The organism is Neorhizobium alkalisoli (assembly GCF_007829835.1).
GTDB lineage: Bacteria > Pseudomonadota > Alphaproteobacteria > Rhizobiales > Rhizobiaceae > Neorhizobium.
Genome location: NZ_VIWP01000013.1, coordinates 1 through 22,990, shown reverse-complemented (window position 1 = coordinate 22,990; position 22,990 = coordinate 1). Strand labels below are relative to the sequence as shown.

22 protein-coding genes, 1 tRNA gene and 1 pseudogene are annotated in these 22,990 nt (G+C 57.2%); 4 read left to right on the top strand and 20 right to left on the bottom strand.

Going from position 1 to position 22,990, the window contains the following annotated elements:
- Positions 1 to 113: 113 nt before the first annotated feature.
- Together FHW37_RS34285 and bfr are read left to right on the top strand one after the other, a co-directional pair.
- Positions 114 to 505 (top strand): annotated as a pseudogene (locus tag FHW37_RS34285) ((2Fe-2S)-binding protein).
- Entirely contained in the window at positions 471 to 956 is a 486-nt protein-coding gene (gene bfr, locus FHW37_RS29015) for a bacterioferritin (protein ID WP_145642835.1), read from the top strand. Before FHW37_RS34285 ends, bfr begins: the two are co-directional and overlap by 35 nt.
- A 390-nt stretch (positions 957 to 1,346) precedes the next feature.
- Here bfr and FHW37_RS29010 read toward each other — a convergent pair whose 3' ends face one another.
- From FHW37_RS29010 to obgE, 10 genes are all read right to left on the bottom strand, one after another.
- The gene (locus FHW37_RS29010; RefSeq protein WP_145642833.1) at positions 1,347 to 1,877 is read right to left on the bottom strand and encodes an RNA pyrophosphohydrolase; all 531 of its coding nucleotides are present in this window, start codon (positions 1,875 to 1,877) and stop codon (positions 1,347 to 1,349) included.
- A 15-nt stretch (positions 1,878 to 1,892) separates the two neighbouring features.
- On the bottom strand, positions 1,893 to 3,083 hold the full coding sequence (locus FHW37_RS29005; protein WP_145642831.1) for a divergent polysaccharide deacetylase family protein: 1,191 nt from the start codon (positions 3,081 to 3,083) through the stop codon (positions 1,893 to 1,895).
- A gap of 93 nt (positions 3,084 to 3,176) precedes the next feature.
- Positions 3,177 to 4,508, bottom strand: coding sequence for a S41 family peptidase (locus FHW37_RS29000; protein ID WP_145642829.1), 1,332 nt, complete (start codon positions 4,506 to 4,508; stop codon positions 3,177 to 3,179).
- On the bottom strand, positions 4,498 to 5,919 hold the full coding sequence (locus tag FHW37_RS28995; protein WP_145642827.1) for a murein hydrolase activator EnvC family protein: 1,422 nt from the start codon (positions 5,917 to 5,919) through the stop codon (positions 4,498 to 4,500). Before FHW37_RS28995 ends, FHW37_RS29000 begins: the two co-directional genes overlap by 11 nt.
- Positions 5,920 to 6,123: 204 nt before the next feature.
- Entirely contained in the window at positions 6,124 to 6,606 is a 483-nt protein-coding gene (gene rlmH / locus FHW37_RS28990; protein WP_145642825.1) for a 23S rRNA (pseudouridine(1915)-N(3))-methyltransferase RlmH, read from the bottom strand.
- A gap of 125 nt (positions 6,607 to 6,731) precedes the next feature.
- Positions 6,732 to 7,184 (bottom strand): ribosome silencing factor, encoded by a 453-nt coding sequence (gene rsfS / locus FHW37_RS28985; protein WP_145642823.1) that lies wholly within the window; start codon positions 7,182 to 7,184, stop codon positions 6,732 to 6,734.
- Positions 7,185 to 7,312: 128 nt separating this feature from the next.
- Positions 7,313 to 7,909, bottom strand: a complete 597-nt coding sequence (locus FHW37_RS28980; protein ID WP_186458468.1) for a nicotinate-nucleotide adenylyltransferase — start codon at positions 7,907 to 7,909, stop codon at positions 7,313 to 7,315.
- Between the two features lie 54 nt (positions 7,910 to 7,963).
- Complete coding sequence (locus tag FHW37_RS28975) at positions 7,964 to 9,247, bottom strand: glutamate-5-semialdehyde dehydrogenase (RefSeq protein WP_145642819.1); 1,284 nt, start codon at positions 9,245 to 9,247, stop codon at positions 7,964 to 7,966.
- Positions 9,240 to 10,418 carry a glutamate 5-kinase gene (gene proB / locus FHW37_RS28970; protein WP_145642817.1) on the bottom strand — a complete coding sequence of 393 codons (1,179 nt, stop codon included), beginning with the start codon at positions 10,416 to 10,418 and terminating at the stop codon, positions 9,240 to 9,242. Before proB ends, FHW37_RS28975 begins: the two co-directional genes overlap by 8 nt.
- Positions 10,415 to 11,476 (bottom strand): GTPase ObgE, encoded by a 1,062-nt coding sequence (obgE, locus tag FHW37_RS28965; protein WP_145642815.1) that lies wholly within the window; start codon positions 11,474 to 11,476, stop codon positions 10,415 to 10,417. The genes proB and obgE overlap by 4 nt, the downstream gene beginning before the upstream one ends.
- 99 nt (positions 11,477 to 11,575) lie before the next feature.
- On the opposite strand from obgE, the gene FHW37_RS28960 reads away from it, so the two are divergent.
- Positions 11,576 to 12,439 carry an endonuclease/exonuclease/phosphatase family protein gene (locus FHW37_RS28960; RefSeq protein ID WP_145642813.1) on the top strand — a complete coding sequence of 288 codons (864 nt, stop codon included), beginning with the start codon at positions 11,576 to 11,578 and terminating at the stop codon, positions 12,437 to 12,439.
- Between the two features lie 43 nt (positions 12,440 to 12,482).
- Here FHW37_RS28960 and FHW37_RS28955 read toward each other — a convergent pair whose 3' ends face one another.
- The 4 genes from FHW37_RS28955 to rplU form a co-directional block, all read right to left on the bottom strand.
- Positions 12,483 to 13,070 carry a GNAT family N-acetyltransferase gene (locus tag FHW37_RS28955; RefSeq protein WP_186458461.1) on the bottom strand — a complete coding sequence of 196 codons (588 nt, stop codon included), beginning with the start codon at positions 13,068 to 13,070 and terminating at the stop codon, positions 12,483 to 12,485.
- On the bottom strand, positions 13,067 to 13,702 hold the full coding sequence (locus tag FHW37_RS28950) for a GNAT family N-acetyltransferase (protein ID WP_145642809.1): 636 nt from the start codon (positions 13,700 to 13,702) through the stop codon (positions 13,067 to 13,069). The genes FHW37_RS28955 and FHW37_RS28950 overlap by 4 nt, the downstream gene beginning before the upstream one ends.
- Before the next feature lie 130 nt (positions 13,703 to 13,832).
- A complete protein-coding gene (gene rpmA, locus FHW37_RS28945) occupies positions 13,833 to 14,102 on the bottom strand; it encodes a 50S ribosomal protein L27 (RefSeq protein WP_113004827.1) in 270 nt (89 codons plus the stop codon).
- Between the two features lie 32 nt (positions 14,103 to 14,134).
- Complete coding sequence (gene rplU, locus FHW37_RS28940) at positions 14,135 to 14,446, bottom strand: 50S ribosomal protein L21 (protein WP_145642807.1); 312 nt, start codon at positions 14,444 to 14,446, stop codon at positions 14,135 to 14,137.
- Between the two features lie 315 nt (positions 14,447 to 14,761).
- On the opposite strand from rplU, the gene FHW37_RS28935 reads away from it, so the two are divergent.
- Positions 14,762 to 14,851 (top strand) — tRNA-Ser (locus FHW37_RS28935).
- A gap of 269 nt (positions 14,852 to 15,120) precedes the next feature.
- Here the strand turns inward: FHW37_RS28935 and FHW37_RS28930 are convergent.
- The 6 genes from FHW37_RS28930 to FHW37_RS33970 form a co-directional block, all read right to left on the bottom strand.
- Positions 15,121 to 18,186, bottom strand: coding sequence for a type I restriction endonuclease subunit R (locus tag FHW37_RS28930; RefSeq protein ID WP_145642805.1), 3,066 nt, complete (start codon positions 18,184 to 18,186; stop codon positions 15,121 to 15,123).
- On the bottom strand, positions 18,179 to 18,901 hold the full coding sequence (locus tag FHW37_RS28925; protein WP_145642803.1) for an abortive infection family protein: 723 nt from the start codon (positions 18,899 to 18,901) through the stop codon (positions 18,179 to 18,181). The genes FHW37_RS28930 and FHW37_RS28925 overlap by 8 nt, the downstream gene beginning before the upstream one ends.
- A gap of 11 nt (positions 18,902 to 18,912) precedes the next feature.
- Positions 18,913 to 20,151: a restriction endonuclease subunit S gene (locus FHW37_RS28920; RefSeq protein ID WP_145642801.1), complete on the bottom strand. Its 1,239-nt coding sequence runs from the start codon at positions 20,149 to 20,151 to the stop codon at positions 18,913 to 18,915.
- On the bottom strand, positions 20,141 to 21,802 hold the full coding sequence (locus FHW37_RS28915) for a type I restriction-modification system subunit M (RefSeq protein WP_210249343.1): 1,662 nt from the start codon (positions 21,800 to 21,802) through the stop codon (positions 20,141 to 20,143). Before FHW37_RS28915 ends, FHW37_RS28920 begins: the two co-directional genes overlap by 11 nt.
- Before the next feature lie 142 nt (positions 21,803 to 21,944).
- The gene (locus FHW37_RS28910) at positions 21,945 to 22,496 is read right to left on the bottom strand and encodes a recombinase family protein (RefSeq protein ID WP_145642799.1); all 552 of its coding nucleotides are present in this window, start codon (positions 22,494 to 22,496) and stop codon (positions 21,945 to 21,947) included.
- 145 nt (positions 22,497 to 22,641) lie between these two features.
- Positions 22,642 to 22,893, bottom strand: a complete 252-nt coding sequence (locus FHW37_RS33970; protein WP_210249342.1) for a hypothetical protein — start codon at positions 22,891 to 22,893, stop codon at positions 22,642 to 22,644.
- Positions 22,894 to 22,990: the final 97 nt, after the last annotated feature.

The window sequence follows — 22,990 nt, the reverse complement described above, 5'->3', positions numbered from 1 at the left end:
TGACCTCAGGCATGGCTTTCGGTCACTGAAATCGAGACGTTCGGGTCTGCGGATACGACAGAGCGCTGTGAAATCTGTTTTCTTTCTAAGTAGATTCTAAAAAGCTCAGCCTTGTGATCGCATTTTTCTTGACACCAACTGTCCGCTTTTGCGAAAAGGAGAGGATTGATGTCATGTTACCAGGCCGACCATAATGCTCGTCTGCAGCTGTAATTACATTACCGACAAGGAGATCCGGGACACGATCGTCCAGCTTCTTGACGAAGACTGTTGGCAGCTGATTGTTCCGTCCAAGGTCTATCATGCCATGGCGAAACGAGGCCGCTGTTGCGGCTGCTTCCCGAATGTCGTCGACCTGATTATCCGCACCACCGAAGCCTATCACGCCGAGCACCACTCGACGGAGGCTGATGTCGTTGTATATATGTCTCGCTTAAAACAGTTCCATGAGGAAAACAGGAGAGCGGACATTGAAAGGCGACTCAAAAGTCATCGAGCGGCTTAACGAGGCTTTGTTTCTCGAACTCGGCGCAGTTAACCAGTACTGGTTGCACTATCGCCTGTTGAGCGACTGGGGCTTTACCAAGCTCGCGAAAAAGGAGCGGGCCGAATCCATCGAAGAAATGCAGCATGCCGATCGCCTGATCGACCGCATCATTTTCCTCGAAGGTCACCCCAACCTGCAGACCCTTGCACCTCCGCGTATCGGTCAGAACGTCAAGGAAGTTCTAGAAGCTGATCTTGCCGGCGAATACGACGCCCGCACGGCCTACAAGGCTTCGCGCGACATCTGTCACGCGGCCGGAGACTATGTCTCCATGAAGCTCTTCGAAGCCCTTCTGATGGATGAGGAAGGTCATATCGATTTCCTCGAAACCCAGCTGGACCTCCTCGCCAAGATCGGTGAAGAGAAGTATGGCCAGCTCAACGCGGAATCCGCTGACGCTGCCGAGTAATTTTTAAAGCAAAAGCCGGCCGAAGCGAAATTTCGGCCGGCTTTTCAATATGCCTAGTCGAGAATGCAGGCTTACTTCTGCGTTTTCAGCGCGCGCTTCAAAAATATGGCCCGGCTTTGACTGGTGCGAAAAGCGAAGATCTTAAACGGCCAGCCCATGCATATTTGCCGCGCCGCTCGCCGCTTTAATGCAGCTGTAAAGTCTCGCCGTTTCATTGAATGCTCAAAGCGATTCTTCGGTTTACAGCGGTAGCCCCAAGCGGGTCGCGCCCCTTCAGCTCCGCTATCGCGCTTCAGCTTCTTTCTTCGGACGCCTTTATCCGAAAGCTCGTGCCCTCTTTCGGGAGATATTCCCCACAACGCGCTCGCCAAATGGAGCGCTTACCTAGGCTCAAGCCTCGGCCAAATGCCGGAACTCTTCTACCACCTTTTCGTAGACCGCTCTCTTGAAGGGCACGATCAGGCCGGGAAGGTCTGCCATTGGCTTCCATTCCCAGGCATCGAATTCGGCCTCGTGACCGCCAGGGGGCGGGTTGATGGCGATCTCGCTTTCGTCGCCCTCAAAGCGGAAGGCGAACCAGCGCTGGGTCTGGCCGCGATATTTGCCCCTGAGGCCAATCCCGATCATATGCGCCGGCAGATCATAATTGATCCAGTCGCTCGACTGGGCAAGCAGGGTGACCGAACGTATTCCGGTCTCTTCATAGAGTTCCCGGTAAGCTGCCGGCATCGGATCCTCACCCTTGTCGATCCCGCCCTGCGGCATCTGCCAGAGCTGCGGCGAGCCGTCATATTCCGTATTGCCGTCCTTGATGCGGCGACCGGCCCAGACAAGCCCCGATTTGTTGAGCACCATAATCCCGACGCAGGGGCGGTAAGGGAGATCTTCCGCCTTCACCGGCTTTTCGTTCTTCTTGGCCATGCCTCTACCTATCCTTCAGGGGTCGACGCTGTCGCGCGCGAGCGCGGAAATGCCGACGATTTCTATGCCGCGCTGGGTCGCTTCCTCGCTCCACTCGCGGATGGCGTCGATGCTTTCGTCGAAAGCCGATGCCACGCCGATTGCCTGACCGCGCCGTTGTGCAATCCGTTCAAGCTCGTCGAGTTTCTTCAGGATCGCATCTTTCTGTAGCTGGTCATCAAGCGTGAGGTCGCCGAAGGCATGCGGCAGCTGCAGCGCCTTGGCGACCACTGCCGTCTTCGACTGCGCCGATGTGCCGTCGTCAAGAAAAAGAAGGCCGCGTTTCGAGAGATCCTTCAGCATCGGCTCGAGCGCGCCGGCATCCGAAAGATAGCGACCTCCGAGATAATTCATAATCCCGGTATAATTGGTGATCTCGCCCATTGCCAAATGCAGCCGCGAGAGATTGTCCTTGACCGAAGACTTGATCAGCAAAGTGCCGGGGCCTGGATCGTTTGCCGGGTAATCAAAAGGCTCTAGTGGTACCTGGATCAGAAGTTCGTGGCCTGTGCGGCGAGCTTCCTGCATCCAGCGCTGAAGACTGTTGCCACTGGCCGCCATTCCGAATGTCACGGATGGGGGCAGTTGCTGTATGGCGCGCTGTGTGCCCGTCTGGCTCAGACCCAGACCACCGACGACAATCGCAATACGCGTGCCCCTGGCGCCAGACCAGGGCCTTGCATATTGATCCATCGGCCGCGTTCCGTCGGGGCCGATGATAGGCAGGCGGCCGTCCGGAGAATCTTCGAGAAGGGCCTCATTGGGCTGGGCGGCGACACGTGGATCCTGGCCGATCCGCTGTGCGTCGATGAGGATCGGGCCTTTGCCGTCGCGCTGGCGCGGCGTGTATTTTGTGACAACCGAACCGTCGTTCGTGAGTGTTCGCTCGATATTGGCGCCGGAATTCGGGTTTGATCTCGGCATGCCGCTGGGATCGTTGTGCGATGAGGTAGGTCGGTTGTCGGATGCAGTCGCCGGTGCCTGCTCCGTCTTGGCAACAGCCGCGACCTGCTTCAGCTTGTCGTCACCGCGCATCGCATAGAGCGAGAGGACAAGAACTGCGCCCACGGCCATGCAACCGAAGACGAGAGACGCAGACAGCCAGGTATTGTGGCGCCTGCCGGCCTGCCGGTCCTGTCCCAGCGGTGCGTGGAGATCACTGCCCAAGTCGCGGCCCAAGTCACTGTTTTAAAATCCGGAAACCCGATGGGAAAGGACAGCCGGACCTTTGCGGTTCGGCCGTCCTGTCTTTCTGGTCTCTTACTTCTTCACCGCAGCGGCGGCCTTGTCCGGGTTGGCCGGGAAGGACGGGTCGGTCTTGACGCCATGCAGCAGGTCCAGCGCGTAGTTGAGCTGGATATCGTCCTTCGTTTCCGGCGGGACGTAAGCTGCGGAGCCGGAGCCTTCGTCGGTCTCGGCAGCGCCTTGGATATGACCCTTCAGGCTCGATTCGCCCTCGGCCTTCACCTTGCCCTGCAGTTCCGGCGGCAGCGGCTGGTCGACCTTAATATCCGGCTGGATGCCGGTGCCCTGGATCGACTTGCCCGACGGCGTGTAATAGAGCGCCGTCGTCAGGCGCAGCGCGCCTGCTTCACCGAGCGGAATGATCGTCTGGACGGAGCCCTTGCCGAACGAGCGGGTGCCGAGAACCGTTGCACGCTTCAGATCCTGAAGGGCGCCTGCGACGATTTCCGAGGCGGAGGCCGAGCCGCCGTTGACGAGAACGATGACCGGCTTGCCGTCAGTCAGGTCGCCTGGACCAGCGTTGAAGCGGCGGGTCTCGTCGGCATTGCGGCCGCGGGTCGACACCACTTCGCCCCTTTCGAGGAAGGCATCCGAAACGTTGATCGCCTGATCGAGCAGACCGCCTGGGTTCAGACGTAGATCAAGTACGTAACCCTTGAGCTTGTCTGCCGGTACGTCGGCCTTGATCTTCTTGATCGCCTTTTCGAGGTCGTCATAGGTCTTCTCGGTAAAGGAGATGACGCGGACGTAACCGACGTCGCCGCCTTCGACACGCGACTTGACGGCGCGAACGGCGATGATGTCGCGCATGACCGTGATGTCGAGCGGCTTGTCGGCACCCTGACGGATGACGGTGAGCTTGATCGGCGTGTTGACGGCGCCGCGCATCTTTTCGACGGCATCTTCAAGCTTCAGGCCACGAACGGCCGTGCCGTCGATTTCCGAGATATAGTCGCCGGCGAGAATGCCGGCCTTGGCTGCCGGTGTGTCGTCGATCGGCGTGATGACCTTAACCAGCTCGTTTTCCATCGTCACTTCGATGCCGAGGCCACCGAACTCGCCGCGGGTCTGCGTGCGCATGTCCTCGGCGTCCTTGGCATTCATGAAGCTCGAATGCGGGTCGAGCGAGCTCAGCATGCCATTGATGGCAGCCTCAACGAGCTTTTCTTCATCCGGGGGCGTCACGTATTGTGCACGGATGCGCTCGAATACATCACCGAAAACCGACAGTTCCTTGTAGGTCGAGGGGCCGGCGGCCTGGGCCGGCACTCCGGCCGAATAGATGACGCTCATCGCGGTCGCACCGAGGAGTGCACCGACGATAACAAGAGAAGCCCTACGAATCATTGCGCGCCCTTCCAGGTTCCTTCACGGTCCACCAGGTCTTAGAATCAACCGGCGTCCCGTCTTTTCGAAATTCAATGTAAAGCGTCGGACGATCTGTTTCCAGCGCCAACGCGGTTGCACTTGCCACTCTTTTCTCACCCATCGCAGCTATCGGCTCGCCGGAGAACACGAACTTGCCCTGCCGCACATTCACAGCATCCATCCCCGCCAGAACGATGTGATATCCATCGCCTGCGTTGAGGATGACCATCTGTCCATAACTTCTGAAAGCTCCTGCGAAAACAACCAGCCCGTCCGCCGGTGCGGTTACGACCGAGCCCGGATTGGATGCGACCGTCACACCTCTGGCCGGATGCCCCGTCCCGTCAGGATCACCGAATGCACGCAATATATCTCCGGCTACGGGTAGCTCCAGCTTCTGCTTGAGGCTTGAAAACGCGTATGCGGGCGCAATGCGGTTTTTGTCAGGCACACCGCTTTGCGCGAGTTGTTGGGCCTTTTCGCGGTCGGCGTCAGATAGCTGGCGACGGCGTTCTTCCTCCGCGCGCGCTTGATCTATGCCCTGGCGAACAGAGGCAATCTGTCCTTCGAGCGACTGGATCAGGTCCTGCATCGATGTGGCGCGACCGGCCAGTTCCTGCGAGCGGGCGCGTTCGGCCTCAAGGTCCTTTTGGTTCTGTGCATTCAGCTTGTCATTTTCGGCAAGCAGAAGGTTCATCCGCCGCTCTTCCTCGATGCCGGCGGCGATCGTCTGTGTCGCGGTGTCCTTCTCCTTGGTGGCCGTGGCCTGAAGGGTCGCAAGCGACTGGAGATCCGCCACCAGCCTGTCCGCTTCTGCGCGCATTCCGGGCACGACGGCGCCGAGCAGGATGGCGCTGCGAACCGATCCGAGAGCATCTTCCGGCGTCACGAGGAGCGCCGGCGGCGGGCTTCGGCCCATACGTTCAAGCGCGGCCAGCACTTCCGCAAGAACACCGCGACGACTGCGCAAGGCGGTGCGAATGCCGTCTTCCTTCACCTTGAGCTCGGCGATCTTCTTTTCACTCGCCAGTGTCTTTGCCTGCAGATCCTTGCGGCGGGCGGCCGAATCGATCAGCGCCTGGCGAACGTCTGCGGAGGTCTTCTTGATGTCGGCGATACTGCGCTCAATCTCCGCGGTCTTCTCCGTGGAGAGGCTCATCGTCTTGCCCAGAACTTCGAGTTCCGCGCGAGTTTCATTGCGCTTCTTCTGCAGTTCGGCGGTGGGATCGACAGCGGGCGTTTCTGCAGCCGCCGCCGGTGGCGCAGGGGTTTCTGTCACCTGCGCGCGCGCCGCGCCGGGCAGTTCGGAGACGACAAGGGACGCAATGGCGACGGCCGTCGAAATCGACAGCAGCGTCGGGGCCAAGGCTATCGCTCCCTTTTTTGTCATTGGTTCTCCGAAGATCAATCGGCCGAAAAGGTAAGCTGATTTGCTCAGCCAGGCCACAAACAACATCGTGTTTGAAGGTAAACGATAGCTGAAGCTTCCAAGGATTTCCCCGGGGGATTTCCCAAGTCGCGTTTGTCGCAGCTTAAGAAGTTCAGCTTGCGTGAGCCGTGATCGACTGAGGGAGATGTCTGGCGTCAGCCGGGCTCAGACGCGGTGATAGGGGTGGCCGGAAAGAATGGTCACGGCCCGGTAAAGCTGCTCGGCGATGAGGATGCGCACGAGTTGGTGCGGCCAAGTCATGGTGCCGAGATTGATCACCATGTCTGCGCGGGCGCGAAGTTCAGGGTCGAGCCCGTCGGCGCCGCCGATCGCCAGCAGCATGTCGCGCTTTCCATTGTCGCGGTGCCGGCCGATGAAGTCCGCAAAGGCTTCGCTGTCGAGCGCCTTGCCGCGTTCGTCGAGCAGGATGAGGATGGCACCTTCCGGCAGCGCTTTTTCGAGCATGCCGCCTTCTTCGCGCTTGCGCGTCTCGGCATTGGAGGCGCGGCTCTCCTGGACCTCGACCATTTTGGCCAATTCCAGCCCTACCGCCGGGCCAGCCTTGGCAAAGCGGTCGAGATAGCGCGACGCAAGATCCTTCTCCGGGCCGGCTTTGAGCCGTCCTACGGCAAAGAGGCTGATTCGCATGTCCTGATCCGTTGGTTTGGCTACCGAAACTCGCCGAAATTCTCTCTCGGCGAAGAGCAGATGCTCATCGCCTCCAGATCAAATCCGAACCAACCCGACTTTAAAGGACGTGCCTTAAAAGCCTGTCAGTGTAGCAGTGTGCCTTCCTCGATATCCGGAGCGGCCCACATCTTCTCGATGTTGTAGAACTCGCGGACTTCGGGGCGGAACACGTGGATGATGATGTCGCCCGTGTCAATCAGCACCCAGTCACCGGTTTCGAGACCTTCGACGCGGGCCGTACCGAGGCCTTCGTCCTTCAGGTCTTTCATCAGATGGTCGGCGATCGCCATGACATGCCGGGTCGATCGCCCGGAGACCACGACCATGTAGTCGCCCAGAGCGGATTTTCCGACAATGTTGATGGAGACGATATCTTCAGCTTTGGAGTCCTCAAGGCTTGCGAGGACCAGTTCGAGAGCACGGGCGGCGGCATCGGCGCCACGTTCCAGGCTCTGCGGGAGGATGCCAGGCACCTTCCCCTTGGCGTGTACTGTTGTCAGGGTTTGTCCTTTCGTCCAGGTAACAGCAACATGCACTTCCAGCGGGTGAAATCAGAATCGCCCGCTTATGCAAAGTTGGCACCGAATGGTTAATGTTTCAAGGGTTTGTCCAAAAAGGTGATCGACTGCCGGAAAACTTCAACGAAGTGTCACATGGCCGGTCTTCACTCCGGTTGCGGGGCTTTCGTGGCGCGTATCGCCGTGGAGCTCAGGGTCGAGCGGGGGCCGTGGATGAAGGTCCATGCCGGCGCCTTCTGCTTCCATAACGTGCCGACATCGTCCTCATCCACTCGCGCGTAATCGAAGGTGCGGGCCATTTTCGATGAGAGGAAGGAGAGGGTCGCGCCCGGCCGGTCGATGACTGCGATCGGAAACGTCGTGGCGATCTCCCGCCATTTCTGCCAGAGATGGAAGGTCTGCAGACTATCGGCGCCCATGATCCAGACGAAGTGGATATGAGGATTGCGAGCCTTCACATGGGCAAGCGTATCGGCCGTGTAAGCGCCGCCGAGGGCTTTTTCGAAGGCGGTGATCTTGATGCGCGGGTCGTGGATCAGCTGCTCGCACATCGCCAGCCTGTCGCCGAGTGAGGCCAGTTCGGAGCGGCTCTTCAGTGGATTGCCGGGTGTGACCATCCACCAGAGCTGATCAAGCCCCAGCCGCCGCAGGGCGATTTCTGCAACAAGGAGATGGCCGGCATGCGGCGGGTTGAACGACCCGCCAAACAGGCCAACGGCCATGCCGCGCTCGGCATGCGGCATGGACAGATAGTGCCGATCGACTGTTTCTTCCGTCACATCATCAGCCACTGGGATTTAGGGCCGGATCTGGCCGGTGCCGTGCACGCGGTATTTGAAGGATGTCAGCTGTTCGACACCGACCGGGCCACGCGCATGCATCTTGCCGGTCGAAATGCCGATCTCGCCGCCCATGCCGAATTCGCCGCCATCGGCAAACTGGGTCGAGGCATTGTGCAACAGAATGGCCGAATCGATCTCGTTGAAGAAGCGGGTAACCACGGCAGGGTCTTCGGCGAGGACGGCTTCGGTATGGTTCGACGAATAGGTGTTGATGTGCCTGATCGCGCCGGAAATACCGTCAACGATCGCCACCGAAATGACTGCATCAAGATATTCGGTGCGCCAGTCCTCTTCGGTTGCCGGCTTGAGGCCCGGAAACACTTTCAGCACGGCTGCGGAGCCGAGAACTTCGCAGCCGGCTTCCGTCAGTGCTTCGAGGATCGGTATAAGATGGGTGCCGATCGCGGCGCTATCGACCAGCAGCGTTTCGGCCGCGCCGCAGACGCCGGTGCGGCGCATCTTTGCGTTGACGACGATCTTCCTTGCCATGTCGAGATCGGCGGACGCGTCCACATAGATATGGCACAGACCTTCCAGATGCGCGAAGACGGGCACGCGGGCCTCGTTCTGCACACGGGCAACAAGGCTCTTGCCGCCGCGCGGAACGATAACGTCGATCGCGCCACCGAGACCCGACAGCATGGCGCCGACGGCCGCACGGTCCGTGGTCGGAACGATCTGGATCGCATGTTCGGGAAGGCCAGCAGACTTGAGGCCGGCGGTGAGGCAGCGATGGATCGCCTGCGATGACTGCGCCGAATCCGAACCGCCACGCAGGATAACCGCATTGCCGGCCTTGAGGCACAGCGCGCCGGCGTCGGCCGTCACGTTCGGGCGGCTTTCATAAATCACGCCGATGACGCCGAGCGGCGTGCGCACCCGCTCGATCTTCAGCCCGTTCGGCCGTTCCCAGGCTGCTATCACTTCGCCGACCGGATCCTTGAAGGCGGCGATCTCGCGCAAGGCTTCCGCCATGCCGGTGATCGATTTTTCGGTCAGCGTCAGGCGGTCGATGAAGGAGGGCAGGAGATCCTTGCCCTCGACATTTTTCAGGTCCGCCGCGTTGGCGGCGAGGATCTCGTCCTTTGCTGCCAGGATGGCATCGGCCATGGCCTCGAGCGCCTTGTTTTTGGCCTCGGTTGAAGCCGTCGCAAGCGCGCGCCCGGCTGCTTTGGCGTTGCGGCCGATTTCGTCCATCAGGGCGGCGATGTCGTCCGCTTTTGCGACCTTATCAAGCATGGGCGGCATCCTCCTTGCGGTCTTCCTTTTTCGCGCCACGGCGCACGGCGCCGGTCATCACCAGATCGTCGCGATGAACCATGGCGGCGCGCCCGGCATAACCCAGGATCGCCTCGATCTCACTCGACTTGCGGCCGGTGATCTGGCGCGCTTCCTCGGCATCATAACTGACCAGTCCACGGGCGATTTCATGCCCGTCGGCGCCGATGATCGCCACCGTATCTCCACGATGGAAATTACCTTCGATCCTGCGCACGCCAGCAGGAAGCAGGCTCTTGCCGCTGCCGAGCGCCTTTTCGGCGCCTTCGTCGAGGAAAAGCTGGCCGGCCGGCAGCAGCTGGCCCGCAATCCATGTCTTGCGGGCGGTGACCGGCGTACCGGACGGCGAAAACCACGAGGAGCGCGTGCCCTGTTCGATGGCACGCAGCGGATGGTCGGTCTTGCCGGAGGCGATGATCATAGCGCAGCCTGCGCCAGTCGCGATCTTGCCAGCATCGATCTTCGTGCGCATGCCGCCACGCGACAGTTCCGAAGCAGCCCCGCCGGCCATGGCTTCGATCTCAGGCGTGATCGCCGGAATGATGTCGAGGAATTTCGCATCCGGATCGAGATGCGGCGGCGCCGTATAAAGCCCGTCGATATCCGAGAGGAGGACGAGAAGGTCGGCGCCAGTCATGGTGGCTACGCGCGCGGCGAGCCGGTCATTGTCGCCATAACGGATTTCGGAGGTGGCGACAGTGTCGTTTTCGTTGATGATCGGCACAGCGCCGATCTTCAGGAGCTGGTTGATCGTGGCGCGGGCGTTGAGATAACGCCGGCGCTCTTCCGTATCACCAAGGGTCAGAAGGATCTGGCCGGCGACGATATCGTCTCGCGACAGGCTTTCCGACCAGGCTCTTGCGAGAGCGATCTGGCCGACGGCCGCTGCCGCCTGGCTTTCTTCCAGCTTCAACGCGCCCGAGGGCAGGTCGAGCACGGTGCGGCCCATGGCGATAGCACCGGAGGAGACGACGAGAACCTCGATCCCGTCAGCCTTCAGCGCCGCGATATCGGCGCAGATTGCATCGAGCCAGCTGGTCTTGAGCCCCGTCTTGCGGTCGACCAGCAGAGCCGAGCCGATCTTGATGACGATACGGCGATGGCTCTTTAGCGATTTCCGCTCGGCACTCATGCCTCGTCGTCCTCGTCAAAATCCTGGATCGGCGTCGAGCGATCGGGAAGCGCCGTCTCGCCGCTGCCACTCGCCTCGATGATGACATCGCGTAGCGCTCTCAGAACATCCGTCATGCCTTCGCCGGTAATGGCGGAGATGAGGAATGCTTTCTGCCCGCTCGCCTTTTCCAGTTCCTTGGCTTTCTTCTTGCGTTCCTTCTCGTCGATCACGTCGATCTGCGAAAGGGCAACGATAACCGGCTTGTCGATCAGCCCGCCGCCATAGGCTTCGAGCTCGGTCTTGACCGTCTTGTAGGCCTTGCCGACGTTTTCTTCCATGCTGGAAACCAGGTGCAACAGCACGCGGGTTCGTTCCACATGACCGAGGAAGCGGTCACCGATGCCGACGCCTTCATGGGCGCCTTCGATCAAGCCCGGAATATCGGCCAGCACGAATTCGCGGCCATCGATCGTCGCGACGCCGAGGTTCGGGTGCAGGGTGGTGAACGGATAATTGGCGATTTTTGGCCGCGCGCGGGTGACCGCGGCGAGGAAGGTCGACTTGCCGGCATTCGGCAGGCCGACAAGGCCCGCATCGGCAATCAGCTTCAGGCGCAGCCAGATCGTCTTTTCATCACCTTCGAGGCCCGGATTGGCCCAGTTCGGCGCCTGGTTGGTCGCGGTCTTGAAATGTGCATTGCCGAAACCGCCATTGCCGCCCTTGGCAAGTCGGAACCGCTGGCCTTCCTTGGTCAGGTCGATGATGAGAGTTTCGTTGTCTTCTTCGAAAATCTGCGTGCCGACCGGGACTTTCAGCGTCACGTCGTCGCCGTTTGCGCCGGTGCGGTTGCGGCCCATGCCGTGCATGCCGACCTTGGCCTTGAAATGCTGCTGGAAACGGAAGTCGATCAGCGTGTTGAGACCGTTGACGGCCTCGACCCAGACATCGCCACCGCGACCGCCATCACCGCCATCCGGCCCGCCGAATTCGACGAACTTTTCCCGCCGGAACGAAACGGAGCCCGCGCCGCCGTCGCCGGAGCGGATATAGACTTTTGCTTCGTCGAGAAATTTCATCTTGCTACACAGGTCCTGTAGTAAAGGGCTTTCGGACTTTTCGCGAAAGCAATTTTGCGGTTTCGATAGCGTCGGTTGGATGAGAGGTCAAAGACTATCATGAAGTTCGTCAGCTATAACATTCAATATGGCATCGGCATGGATGGTCATTTCGACCCGGAGCGGATCGCCGCCGAGATCGGAAATGCCGATATCATTGCCTTGCAGGAGGTGACCCGCGGCTTCCACAAGAACGGCCATTGCGATCTCGTTGCCCGTTTCGAGGCGCTGTTGCCCGATCATTTCCACGTCTTCGGCGCGCCCTGTGACGTGCTGCTCGACATTTCTCATGACAGTGGCCGGCGTATCGAACGCCGCTTCCAGTTCGGCAATATGATCCTGTCGCGCTGGCCGATCCTGACCACAAGGCACCTTCTTCTGCCGCGCAGCCGCACGATCGGCGAACTCAACCTGCAGCGTGGGGCGCTGGAAGCGGTGATCGATGCGCCCGGCGGGGCGTTCCGGACCTATTCCGTGCATCTCGACCATGTCTCGCCGGACGAGCGGCTGGATCAGATCCGTTTCCTGAAGGATAGGGTTCTGAATTTCGTGGCGGAGGGTGGTGCGATTACCGGCACGACCGATCAGGGTTTTGCCGATCCGCCGCTGCCGGAGGATTTCGTCATGATGGGCGATTTCAACATGGAGCCGGAATCGCCCGAATATATTGCCATGGTCGGCCGCGCGGATCGTTTTTATGGCCGCGCCCTGCGAGCCAACCAGCCGGTTGATGTGCTCGGCCGCGCCGGAAAGCTGACGCTCGAAAGCTACAGCTGGGCCGAGCCGCCCGGTGATGGTCCTCAGAAGATGCATCTCGATTACTGTTTTGTGAGTGCCGGTCTGGCAGAGCGCGTCACCGACTGCTTCGTCGATCTCGATACGCTCGGTTCCGATCATTTTCCCGTTCGGGTCGAGATCGCCTGAAAAACCCGGCGGCTTGCCGCCGGGCATCTTTCTCAAATCCGCATCACGGTCGTGACGGCCGCCGAAACGCCTCCGGCTGGAGGAGGGTTTCGATATGCGGCACCATGCCGTTGCGCGCCATGCTGAAAACCTGGTTCGCATCGGTGATGCGGAAGCCGATCTTCTTCTGGACGTTGAGCGACGCAAGATTGTCGGCAAAGGCGCCCGAATGGATCTCGGTTTCCGGCATGCGCCGGAAGAACCGCTCCAGAACGGCAACCACCGCTTCCGTCATGTAGCCGCGATCCCAGTAGAACCGGTTCAGCCAGTAACCGAGATGCCATTGGCCATGCCTAAGCTCGATGCCGATCATACCAATATGGACATCATCACCGGTGGTGATCGCCAGCGTCCAGTCCGGCGTCACCCCGGATGTCTGCCGGACGAGCCAGTCCAGTGCGTCCTGCCGGTCATAGGGCTGCGGCACGCGCGCGAGCATGCGGCTGACCTTGAAGTCGGCCAGCGATTCGGCAATCGCTGCCGCATCCGAAAGCCGGTGCGGACGCAAGGTTAGCCGATCGCTGGTGATGACCGGGCAGGGACCGGGCGAGTTGCGCAGCGGAGATGTCTTGGTCAGAACAGCGGCGTTCATCTCATGTCTCCCCAGCTGCGCAATGACATCCAGGTCTTGCGGTCGAGCCGGAACCATTCGACGGGCACCATGCCGCCGGCGGCAACGCATTCGATCATGCCGGAGCCCTGGAACTGGAAACCGCATTTCTGGATGACCCGCCGCGACGCGACATTGGTGACCCTGCAGCGCGCATCGATATGATCGATATGGTTGCGGGTGCGGAAGGCCATGTCGATCAGGGCATGGGCCGCCTCGGTCGCATAACCGCGGTTCCAGTAAGGTTCGCCCAGCCAGTAGCCGATCTCGAGCGTATGCTCATCCAGCTGCGGCTCCAGCGCGCAGCAGCCCATAAAGGCGCCGTTGTCACCTTTGGTAATCGCATAGACGCATTTGCCAATCTCGCCGGCCTTCGTGCGTCGCACGAAATCGGCAGCGTCTTTTGCCGTATAAGGATGCGGCATACGCGACACCATGGTCGCGATATTCGCATTGTTGGCGAGATGGGCAAGTGCGTCAATGTCTTCTTCGTGGGGAGCCCGCAGAACCAGGCTTCTCGACAATAAGACGGGGCAATCGCTTCTCGACCGGTCGGGTCTCAACCGTTCTTCCGGCGGCCGGGATTGGCTCGCCCTCAATAATTCGCCTTGCATGTTCAGTCCTCCTGATGGGGAAAAAGAAAAAGGGAAGATGGTGGTGTCCCATCTTCCCTTTTTTCTGACTGAACCTTGCGCGTTCAACCGGGTCGATGTGACACCGGCTGCTAAAGTACGCTTACCGGCTTTATTCTGCTGCTTCGGCTTTCGGCATTACGGACACGTATACTCGGCCATTGGCCTTCGTACGGTAGTTCACATTACCGGCCGTAAGCGCAAAAATGGTGTGGTCCTTGCCGAGGCCGACATTGGCGCCCGGATGCCACTGCGTGCCACGCTGACGCAGAATGATGTTGCCCGGAACGACGACTTCGCCGCCGAACTTCTTCACGCCAAGGCGCTTGGATTCAGAATCGCGACCGTTGCGCGACGAACCGCCAGCTTTTTTATGTGCCATTGGAGTTCTCCTTTAAACCTTCGAAACCCGGATTAAGCCTGGATGTCCGTGATGCGGACGACCGTGTGATGCTGACGATGACCGCGAATTCGCTTGGAATTCTGACGGCGACGCTTCTTGAAGGAGATGACCTTCTTGCCGCGGTTATGTTCGACAACTTCAGCCTTGACGGTTGCACCAGCAACGAAGGGAGCACCGAACTTGGCATCGGCGCCAACGCCGACAACCAGGATTTCGTTGAATTCGACTACGGAACCAGCTTCGGCTTCCAGCTTTTCGATGGTGAGCACGTCGTTGGCTGCCACGCGGTACTGCTTACCGCCGGTCTTGATGACTGCGAACATTGGTTATCCTTTCATGTTCGTTTCCGGCTCTTATCCTTAAAAGGACGGCCGTCTTTTTGTCAGTCGGTCTATAGCGGGATTGCAGGCCGAAAATTTCGATCTGATCCGCCGGTGAAATCTGCCGGGAAGCACATGTCTTCAGGCAAACAAAGAGGCATGGAAAGCTTTTCCACGCCTGATCGCGTGCGGAGATACGTGAGGGATAAAAAACTGTCAAGGTAAAAGCTTACATTCTCTTGCGATTCGCCCCTTGCCAGCCCGAACTTTCGCCGCTATGAGACAGCCCGCGCTGACCAACGCAACACATCTTTAAGCGGAGAGGTGGCTGAGTGGTCGAAAGCACCGCACTCGAAATGCGGCATACGGGCAACCGTATCGTGGGTTCGAATCCCACCCTCTCCGCCACTTAACTTGATAAATACCTGAAATTTAAACATTTTGTTCGCCACCGTAGCGCTAAGCCCTCAATTTGCCCCACATCCAGCTCGATGCCTTGAGGCTTCGCTACGTGCCAGCACGAAAGTTTCTCCCGAGAGTCCCCAGTTGAAGAACTAAATACGCGGGGTTGATTCCCTTCACCCGCCCGGCCAAACGCCCTATCGCATTCGCCAGTCTTCCGATTTCTGGTCTGACACGCTGGAAGAAGAAGACTCTCCGCGAAGCGCTGAATTTCTTCAAACCAGTTCCCTATCTGCCATCAACTCAGCTTGTTTGATCACCAGTTGAGTTGCGGCTTCTTGTGCATCAGGCGGATAGCCATGTTTCGCCAGCAATCTTCTTATAGTCCGACGCATGTCGGCTCGTACGGTTTCTCGTTGGGTCCAATCAAGCGAAGCTCTTTTTTTGATGCTCTCTGCCAATTCGCGAGCTATCGTCTGAAGTTTATCATCCTTCATCAATCGACGTGCGGACTCATTGTCGGCCAAAGCCTCGTAGAACGCGATCTCATCATCAGAAAGGCCTGTTTCCTTGCCCTGAGTGATCGCCGCTGAAAGAAAACGTGCAAGGCTTACCAGCTCATCGATTACTTGAGCGGTAGTAATTGCGCGATTTGAGTAACGCGCTAGAGTCGCTTCGAGTGACTCGCGAAAACTACGCGACTGGACAAGGTTGATTTGCTCGCGGTTTTTTATCTGTTCGGCGAGCAGCTTTTTCATAGCCTCAAGTGCCAAGTTCTTCTGTGGTAACGCAGCGAGCTTGTCTAAGAAATCATCGGACAGAATCCCAATATTGGCGTCTGGGAGGCCCGAGGCCTCGAATAGGTCAATTACACCGCCTGTCGACACGGCGTCTGAAATAAGTTGTCGAACCGCAAAGCCCCCGTTAGTGCGCAAAGGCGCGTCATCGCCAAGCCTCTTTTGAATTGCTGCGCGCACTGACTGGTAAAACGCGAGGTGATCTCGAACAGCTGTGGTCTCTGGATGAGGGACCGACAAAGCAAAAGCTTTGGACGCCGCCGCGACCATGTTCATGAAGCGCCGCTTTCCATCTTCCTTTCCGAGAACATGATTGGCACCGCCAACGACGGCATCCAATCGATCAGAAGCTTTGCCGCGCCAAAGAGCTTCATAATCGAAGCCGTCAAAAAAATCTCTTAAAGCCTCGTATTGTAGCAGCATTTCAGGAACGGCTCGCTGCTGAATACTCTCCACTGGATTACCTTCGCCACCGGCTTGCGAATAGACTTGAATGGCATCCTTAAGCTGATCTGCAACTCCCAAGAAATCTACGACGACTCCTCCGGGCTTGTCACCGAAAACCCGATTAACGCGAGCAATCGCTTGCATTAGGTTATGGCCAGCAAGTGGTTTATCGAGATACATTGTGTGTAAAGGTGGGCAGTCAAAACCGGTCAGCCACATATCGCACACAATAACCATCTTGAGGTCGTCAGTACTATCTTTGAGCCTCCTCGAAAGATATTCTCTTCGCCCTTTAGTTCTCCCATGATACTTGATTCGCTGCGACGTTTCAGCGCTGGCGTTTCGTGGTATGCCAGCGTCCATAACAACCTTAATGAAGCCTTTGTCGTCGTCGTCGTCGTGCCACTCGGGACGAACGCGCACAATCTCATCATAGAGATTCATGCTGATTTCCCGGCTCATGCAGACGATCATCGCCTTGCCTTCCATCGACGAGAGGCGTTTCTCGAAATGGTTGATAATTTCCTCGGCAACCTTTTGGAGTCGTGGCGCTGCACCGGCTAGCTCTTCCAGCGGGATCGAGATATCCGGTGGAACACCCTCTCCATCCTTCTCGGCCTCAAACGCCTCATGTAACTTAAATTCAGCTTCTGCGAGGCCATTCTCGTCTGGCAAAAGCCTAATCAAGCGCATTTCGTAGTAGATCTTGACAGTCGCATTGTCTTCGACTGCCTGCTTGATGTCATATATGTCGACGTAATCACCAAACACCGCCCGTGTGATGCGGTCGCTGCTCTCTATCGGAGTTCCTGTAAAGCCTACGAATGTCGCATTTGGAAGGGCTTCGCGCATCCAGCGTGCGCCACCGGATACGAAACCGTACTGGCTCCGATGAGCTTCATCGGCGAGTACAATAATATTGTTTCGCTCACTAACTGGTGACGATCTTTCGCTAAACTTTTGGATCGTCGTGAAGATGACGCCGCCAGATGCTCGATCGAGACGCGCAATAAGATCTTCCCGATTTTCAGCTTGTTGGGGCATCTGCCGAAGGAGGTCCCGACCGCTGGCAAACGTCTCATATAACTGGCCATCAAGATCATTACGATCCGTAACGATAACTATGGTAGGATTTTGAAGATCTATATCGGTAATTAAGGCGCCAGCGAGCATCAGCATCGTCAGGCTCTTGCCTGAGCCCTGAGTGTGCCATACTACACCGCCCCGCCCGTCGCCCTCTGGTCTAAGTCCGAGTTTTGATGATCGCGTAGCAGAGCGCACCGCTCGGAATTGATGGTAACCGGCAATTTTCTTCTGAAGTGCCCCAGTCGTAGGCTCCTCGTCGTATGTAATACATTTAAGTATGTATTCCAGAATAGTGTCGCGCCGAAAGAGGTCGGTTACTGCCGATTCTAATGTGGGACGTTGAGTCTCTCCATGCCCTGAAGTCGATCGCCATGGGGTGAATCGCTCATAGGCTGAAGTTAAAGACCCTACCCGTGTTGTGTCCCCGTCACTGAGCATCAATATTTGGTTGTAGACAAAGAGCGCCGGTATGTTGTCGCGATAGTCACGAATCTGTTCGAAAGCGCGCGACAGAGTCGCGGACTTGGACGAGGGATCCTTTATCTCCAGAACCGATATCGGTAGACCGTTGATATACACAACGATGTCTGGACGTCTGACGAATTCCGGACCGTGGATTGTTAACTGGGATACTACAAGGAAGTCATTTGTGTCAGGGTCCTCGTCGTCGACTACTTTAACTTTGTCCCCTCTAATATCGCCGTCAGGTGTGCGATATTCGACGTCAACGCCTCCCGTTAATAGTCGATGAAGCCACCGATTGTTTGTGATTAAAGCTGCTTCAGGGGGACGGCATATGATAGTCGATGCCTGAACTATAGCCTCCTCAGGCACGTTAGGGTTGATACGTCGAAGAGCTGCCTTCAGCCGCGGTAGGAGTACAACGTCCTCGTACGTTGAACGCAAAGTAGGAATGTCCGCACCCGGAGAAATTTCTGCTCCCCGTTTCACGTCATAACCCAACGCCTCAAACCAACCGAGCGTTGCTTGCTCTACTACTTGCTCAAACATGACGTGTCCTCAATACTTCTAGCAGCCGCTTTCGACCTTCCAGTTGATCTTGCTTGAACTGCACAAGAGCGGTGCGATAGGCCCCGAAGTCAGTACGATATAACGCCTCACTCGGCACTAGAGGCGTCTCCAATACAGTGATCGCGTCTGCCTCGCCATCAACCCAATCGTCGAATTCTTTATGATCACCATATCGAAAACGGGCGAGGGGGTCGCGATTTGAGCTTTGAAGATGAGTCTTAAACATTAGCCCAACGACGGCGTCGGTGGCTCGCGCAAGAATCTCCGCATATCGAATATCCAGCATCGGAGCGTAAGCGTCTGCGCCGTGAGCCGCCGAACCGTGATCATTGCGAATAGCCATCACGCCATCGATGATCGAACTTACACCGCTGACAAGTCTTTCCGCGCCATCTCTCAGGCGACTGTCGACCTGACCATTGTCATGAACTCCGAGATGGAGATATTTAGTAGTCTCGGAAACCAGCTTTGGCGCCTTCCAACCGGGCTCGTGGGGCACGCCTCGGTCGGTGAGGATGGTCCTACAGGTAGTTTCTATAATCGTCCTACAAAACGAAACAACAACACCGGGCTTGTCAGGTAACGCGCTTTCCAAAGCCTCGACCTGTTCTCGGATCCTGAGAGATTCGGGATGGTTATCCATCAACTCTCGGCATGCCGAAAGTTGAAACCGTCCTAAAGCATCATCCAGCATCAGGTTCTCTCTCAGCCTTCGCGCAGGGTTTCAGCCAGAATTAGTCTTGGAGCCGCCACGGAGCGGAGAGTCTGCATTGTTTCCAGCTGCTGACGGAGCACCACCGCTTTGGCGATGAAAGGAGATACAACTTTTGCAAATGCACATTGAAATTGAGGCGGCGGTACCAATGTGGGCATTGCGCCAAGCTCGTCTCTGTTAAGTTCAGTTTGACCTGTGCTACCTCGTCCAAGCGCTTCAATGTTCGCTTCTTTTGAAGTGACCTCGAAGCCGAGGTATATGGGGTTGATCTCAGCCTTATTGGGGCGGACTACCGTCAAGTGAGTGTCAATGATAGTCGCTTCTTTAAGATCATAAATTTGCGCCGCTCGTCCGAGCGTTCCGACACCAGTTGAATTTACAATGATATCGTGCAGCTGAATCTCTCGCCCCTCGATGCCCCGAGATTGAGGGTCATGGCGTCGCGCAAGTGCGAAGTTTACTCTTTGGTTTCGGATACATTTTTGATTTAGAACGAGAACGCCTCGTTTTGTTGTGTACGCGGGTGAGATGCCGCGACGAAGCTCCGTCGATAGCGATTTGAGGCTAACCAGCCTCCAATTCTTCGGAATAGGCCCTATTTCCGAGACGTCGTAGCTATCCGACAGTTCATCAAAGAGTGCTTGCGGCATTCCCCGGAAGGACGTCGCACCTTTCTGTTTCGCTTCCAGCGGTAGGAAATCGACGAACCACGCCTTGTAAATTGTAGAGGTGATTTCACTCAGCGCACTAATAATCTCTCGCGTAAGTTGTATCTGCTGATCACACGCTCCGAGAAACGCTGAGACGCTCTCTTGCTGCCGCGCATCCAAGTCGGGCCAGCGAATGCCGCCAAGCAATCGCGCGGATACATTCGGGAATGTCGAACCAGTTGCCTGCACAAGCAAATCATCCAGTTCCTGCTCGATAACCGCCCGAAGCAGGGGCTGAAAGGCTTCGCCATTTTTATGTCTGATTGCAGCGATGCCTCGTCCTATAGCATATGCTTGATCAGCCCAGTTCATTCGGCCAGTGGTCGACCCTCTGACGCAGAACAATAAATCACCTTTCTGACAGACCCGGACGGGACTTGTCGTGAATTGAACAGGAGCCGGGTGGTCCGGTCCGAATTCAGTCGGCCCGTTGAGGAGAGGCAAGCCTTTGGCATCGGTATTGACGTCCGCCGCTTTCGGGGATTGTCCCATCAATATTTCCGCGACGTCACTTAACATCGTCAAATCCGAACCCGACAGTCGCTAGTGCGGTGTTGATAGCACCGTTAAGTTTTTCGCTTCGCAGCATTTGTTCTGACAATTCAGAAACTAACCTAGCCATCTTGTCGTTGAATAATTCGCTATCGGAGCTTTTCTTTTTGCTTCCGACAAATGTTCCCGGTGTGAGAACGTGGCCTTTCGCAGCAATTTCAGCGATAGTGGCAGCCTTAGAGAAGCCTTTTAGATCAGCGTACTGGTTGGCCCCGACCTCACCCCTCCAAGCGTGGTACGTCTGCACTATCTTTCCAATATCGGTGTCGGGCGGTGGTGGGGACTCCGAGCTGTCACGCCCGGTCAGGTACCTCAGCACCCGAGTTTCCATCGCCCCCATATCTCTTGCGTCAATAAAGAGCGTCTCTCCTCTCCGATCCCGCCCACCTTTGCCCTTGGCTAAATGCTTGCCCGTCTTGTCTCGCGTGACGAACCACAGGCAGACTGGAATACCTGTTGTGAGGAATAGCTGTGATGGTAACGCAACCACGCAGTCTACGAGATCAGCATCAATAATATTCTTTCGAATCTCGGCTTCGCTACTACTCGATGATAATGAGCCGTTCGCCATAACAAAAGCAGCGGTGCCGCCGCCTCTGCCATTGGGAGGGGCCAAATGGTGTATGAAATGCTGGATCCATGCATAGTTTGCATTGCCGACGGGTGGAACGCCGTATTTCCATCGCACGTCGTTTCTCAGCAGCTGACCTGACCAGTCGGATATATTGAAGGGAGGATTGGCGAGTATGTAGTCGACCTTAAGGTCAGGATGCAGGTCTCGCGTAAAAGAGTCTGCAGGCTGGTCGCCTAGATTGGCTTCGATGCCTCGTATAGCCAAATTCATATGCGCCAGCCGCCACGTGGTCGCATTCGATTCTTGACCGAAAACGGACAAATCCCGCTTGCTGCCCCCATGCGCTTCGGCAAACCTCTCCGACTGCACGAACATCCCGCCAGACCCGCAAGCAGGATCATACACCCTACCTTCGTAAGGCTCGATCATCTCAACCATTAGCCTCACGACTGAGCTCGGGGTGAAGAACTCACCACCGAGCTTTCCTTCGGCTGCAGCAAATTTACCTAGGAAAAACTCGTAAACTCGCCCCAATATATCCTTACGCTGCGCGTCCTTAGTTCCGATGGCGATGGAGGCAATTTGGTCAATGAGGCCACCCAATCGCTCCGACGGGATGCTCCTTCTCGCATAGTCACGAGGCAACTTACCTTTCAGCTTAGGGTTGTCTCGCTCAATAGCATACATTGCGTCGTCGATAAGCTTTCCGAGGTTTGGATGGCGGCCATTAGCCTGAAGCTCGCTCCAACGAGATTCCTGTGGCACCCAAAATACGCCCTCGGCCGTATACTCGTCACGACTTTCAAGAAGAGGCTCAATCTCGGTTCCGGATATGCCTTCATTTGTTAGTTCAGTAGCCAGTTCTGCGCGGCGTGCTTCGAAAGCATCGGAAATGTATTTTAGGAAAATCAGTCCCAAAACAACGTGCTTATAGTCAGAAGAATCGACAGTTCCTCTCAGCTTGTCGGCGGCAAGCCACAAATCCTCGGGATTGATTGAAAGCTCTTTGCTTTCCACCATCAGAGGTGGCGATTGCTCGTTCATAATTTTTTCCTTTAGACGTCGCCCGCTCGAGTTTCGTGCCGAATTCAATGGAGGATAGGCCCGAATCAACAGTTACAGAATTCTGCCGCTTCGGTCGACGCCACCCGCCCCCTTCATTTAAATTTACGGCGTATCAGGTTGCTTATGCCGCCGATTTTGTCTTCAAAATCCTGTAGACTTGCATCCGAGAGCACCCGATGCGTCTTGCTATAGCCGCGACAGTCATTTCATTGCGAAGGCTGCGGACTAACTGGTGATCGATTCGAGCCATACCACCCTTATATTTTCCTATGGACTTTGCGCGTTCGATGCCTTCCCGCTGGCGGTCCCTGATGAACCGGCGCTCCATCTGCGCCACCATGCCCAAAACGGTGAGAATGATATGCCCCATCTCACCGCGCGTTGAAACATGCGGGTCGAGGATGGTGACAAAGGCGCCGCGCTGCTGGCAGTCGTGTACGATGTTGAGCACATCGCGGGTGTCGCGGCCGAGGCGGTCAAGCCGGGTGACGACGAGCTCGTCATTTTTCCGCAAGAATTGGATGACCGTGTCGAGTTCGGCTCGCCCCGAGCGGCTAGCGCCCGATACCTTTTCTGAGCGGACGATTTCGCAGCCCTCTGCGTGAAGGCGATCGAGTTGAACGTTTAAATCCTGATCGACGGTGCTAACGCGGGCGTAACCGATGCGGGCCATGTGTAACCTCAAGCTTTAGGCTCGAGGCTACCCTGTCACAAATAGGCGAAGTCAACCCAGATGTTACGGCACAGCCCCTAACGCGCCGCGTGTCGCGTCAGGGTATACCTGCATGTTGCGACGAACTAACTAAGCCCTGCGTTAGTTAGCTCGGCCGTGATACCTCGGTGACGAGAAGGGCCCAACTACGAACGATACCCTCGTTCATAGCGAACCAATCGCGAAGGCGTTCTGTGATTTTCGCGCCCTGCAGCACTGCATCGCGCTGCTCTTCAAAAGGAAGTAGGCTATCAACTGGAGGGGTGGTAGCCACGATCATGATCCCGCTTCGACCGCCAACGCGCTTGTTCACAGTTGGGACCAGCCTATAGTTCGTGCCTTTAAGATCCGCTGCCATGGTGGAGTGCTCCCCGTTTCACCGGACAGGTCGGCTAGATTGATTTTGCCCTGATGAACTGCCGAGGGGAAGCCATCTTGAGCGCTGAATGTGGATG

What these genes read in the sequence shown, in the direction of transcription:
- FHW37_RS29010 (WP_145642833.1), bottom strand. Translation starts at nt 1,877, where the DNA reads ATGGCCAAGAAGAACGAAAAGCCGGTGAAGGCGGAAGATCTCCCTTAC.
- FHW37_RS29000 (WP_145642829.1), bottom strand. Translation starts at nt 4,508, where the DNA reads ATGATTCGTAGGGCTTCTCTTGTTATCGTCGGTGCACTCCTCGGTGCG.
- FHW37_RS28995 (WP_145642827.1), bottom strand. Translation starts at nt 5,919, where the DNA reads ATGACAAAAAAGGGAGCGATAGCCTTGGCCCCGACGCTGCTGTCGATT.
- rlmH (WP_145642825.1), bottom strand. Translation starts at nt 6,606, where the DNA reads ATGCGAATCAGCCTCTTTGCCGTAGGACGGCTCAAAGCCGGCCCGGAG.
- FHW37_RS28980 (WP_186458468.1), bottom strand. Translation starts at nt 7,909, where the DNA reads ATGCCGCATGCCGAGCGCGGCATGGCCGTTGGCCTGTTTGGCGGGTCG.
- FHW37_RS28975 (WP_145642819.1), bottom strand. Translation starts at nt 9,247, where the DNA reads ATGCTTGATAAGGTCGCAAAAGCGGACGACATCGCCGCCCTGATGGAC.
- proB (WP_145642817.1), bottom strand. Translation starts at nt 10,418, where the DNA reads ATGAGTGCCGAGCGGAAATCGCTAAAGAGCCATCGCCGTATCGTCATC.
- obgE (WP_145642815.1), bottom strand. Translation starts at nt 11,476, where the DNA reads ATGAAATTTCTCGACGAAGCAAAAGTCTATATCCGCTCCGGCGACGGC.
- FHW37_RS28960 (WP_145642813.1), top strand. Translation starts at nt 11,576, where the DNA reads ATGAAGTTCGTCAGCTATAACATTCAATATGGCATCGGCATGGATGGT.
- FHW37_RS28955 (WP_186458461.1), bottom strand. Translation starts at nt 13,070, where the DNA reads ATGAACGCCGCTGTTCTGACCAAGACATCTCCGCTGCGCAACTCGCCC.
- FHW37_RS28950 (WP_145642809.1), bottom strand. Translation starts at nt 13,702, where the DNA reads ATGCAAGGCGAATTATTGAGGGCGAGCCAATCCCGGCCGCCGGAAGAA.
- rpmA (WP_113004827.1), bottom strand. Translation starts at nt 14,102, where the DNA reads ATGGCACATAAAAAAGCTGGCGGTTCGTCGCGCAACGGTCGCGATTCT.
- rplU (WP_145642807.1), bottom strand. Translation starts at nt 14,446, where the DNA reads ATGTTCGCAGTCATCAAGACCGGCGGTAAGCAGTACCGCGTGGCAGCC.
- FHW37_RS28930 (WP_145642805.1), bottom strand. Translation starts at nt 18,186, where the DNA reads ATGTTTGAGCAAGTAGTAGAGCAAGCAACGCTCGGTTGGTTTGAGGCG.
- FHW37_RS28925 (WP_145642803.1), bottom strand. Translation starts at nt 18,901, where the DNA reads ATGCTGGATGATGCTTTAGGACGGTTTCAACTTTCGGCATGCCGAGAG.
- FHW37_RS28920 (WP_145642801.1), bottom strand. Translation starts at nt 20,151, where the DNA reads ATGTTAAGTGACGTCGCGGAAATATTGATGGGACAATCCCCGAAAGCG.
- FHW37_RS28915 (WP_210249343.1), bottom strand. Translation starts at nt 21,802, where the DNA reads ATGAACGAGCAATCGCCACCTCTGATGGTGGAAAGCAAAGAGCTTTCA.
- FHW37_RS28910 (WP_145642799.1), bottom strand. Translation starts at nt 22,496, where the DNA reads ATGGCCCGCATCGGTTACGCCCGCGTTAGCACCGTCGATCAGGATTTA.
- FHW37_RS33970 (WP_210249342.1), bottom strand. Translation starts at nt 22,893, where the DNA reads ATGGCAGCGGATCTTAAAGGCACGAACTATAGGCTGGTCCCAACTGTG.